This window comes from Frankia sp. Hr75.2, assembly GCF_949319125.1.
Taxonomy (GTDB): Bacteria; Actinomycetota; Actinomycetes; order Frankiales; family Frankiaceae; genus Parafrankia; species Parafrankia soli.
Genome location: NZ_CASGGV010000143.1, coordinates 1 through 1,540, shown reverse-complemented (window position 1 = coordinate 1,540; position 1,540 = coordinate 1). Strand labels below are relative to the sequence as shown.

Sequence of the window (1,540 nt, the reverse complement as noted above, 5' to 3'; positions counted from 1 at the left end):
CCCTCCCTGTCAGACTCGTGTGAGACACCCTCGCGGGTGCGGGTTGGCTACGGAGGGGTGATCGGAGATCCTTGTGTTCGTGGAGTCAGAGTCGCAGGAGAGCCCGGGCGAGTCCCCGCCGTCGCGTGATCCGGCGCCGCGTCCGTCGCGGCGGGTGTTCAGCGCTGCGTACAAGCTGAGGATCGTCACCGAGTACGAGAACGCGGCGAACGGTGAGAAAGGCGCGATCCTACGCCGGGAGGGCCTGTACTCCTCCCATGTGTTGGAGTGGACCCGGGCCCGTGACGCCGGCGCGCTCGCGGGAATGACCGGCGCTGGCCGCGTGCCGGAGAAGAAGCCCGGGAAGTCGGCCGAGCAGGTCGAGCTGGAAAGGCTCCGCCGGGAGAACGAACGGTTGAAAGCCCGTCTCGCGACCACCGAAACCGCGCTGGACATCATGGGAAAAGCGCGCGCGCTTCTGGAACAGGTCTCCGGGAGCGCGGATACCGACCAGCCGCCGACCAGATCCTGAACGACGCTTTCGACGACCTCCGCGCGGCGAACATCCCGGTGACTCAGGCGTGCGCGCTGACCGGGCGTTCCCGCGCGACGCACTACCGCCACAGCGCACCCGGCGGCCGGCTGCACGGGCCGTGGCTGGCACGGACCCCGCCGCCGGGCACGCTGACCGACACCGAACGCGCCCAGGTCCTGGCGGTCCTGACGAGCCCGGCGTACCAGGACCTGGCGATCCCGCAGGTCTGGGCCCGGGAGCTCGACGAGGGCCGGTACTGGTGCTCGATGTCGACGATGTACCGCATCGCCCGCACGGCCGGTCAGTCCCGGGAACGCCGCGCCCAGGCGACCCACCCACCCCGGGTCCGACCCGAGCTGTCCGCGACCGGACCGAACCACGTCTGGACGTGGGATATCACCGCACTGAAAGGACCAGCGAAAGGAATCTGGTACAAACTTTACGTCATCCTCGACATTTACTCGCGGTATGTCACCGGATGGCTTGTTGCCGCCGCGGAAGACGCGGTCGTCGCGAAGGACTTCCTCGCCGACGCGGTCACCCGCAACGGAACCTCACCGCACACGATCCACGCTGACCGCGGCGGTGCGATGATATCGAAACCGGTATCGGCGCTTCTCGTCGACCTCGACGTCCACCGGTCACATTCCCGGCCCCGTGTCTCCAACGATAACCCGTACTCGGAGGCACAGTTCAAGACCCTCAAGTACAGCTTCGATTTCCCCGCCCAGTTCGGGTCGTTGCACGACGCCCGCCGGTTCTGCGAGGGATTCTTCACCGCCTACAATCACGAGCATCGCCACTCGGGGATCGGGTTTCACACCCCCGCCTCGGTCCACTACGGCACCGCCGTCCAGGTCCAGGCCCACCGCCAGGCCACCCTCGACCGTGCCCACGCCGCCTACCCCGCACGGTTCAGCCGCAGGCCACGGCCACCCCGCCTACCCGACACCGCGTGGATCAACCAGCCAGACCCACAGCCAGTCGACTAACAACCCACTGTCTCGCTTGACTTGACAACTACCG

The 1,540-nt window shown here is 67.5% G+C and carries 2 protein-coding genes; both read left to right on the top strand.

All coding sequences use genetic code 11. From position 1 onward, the window contains the following. Positions 1–79 precede the first annotated feature (79 nt). Entirely contained in the window at positions 80–511 is a 432-nt protein-coding gene (locus AC559T_RS12400) for a transposase (protein WP_160144380.1), read from the top strand. Positions 512–549: 38 nt separating this feature from the next. After that, on the top strand, positions 550–1,506 hold the full coding sequence (locus AC559T_RS12395; protein WP_160144379.1) for a DDE-type integrase/transposase/recombinase: 957 nt from the start codon (positions 550–552) through the stop codon (positions 1,504–1,506). Positions 1,507–1,540 lie beyond the last annotated feature (34 nt).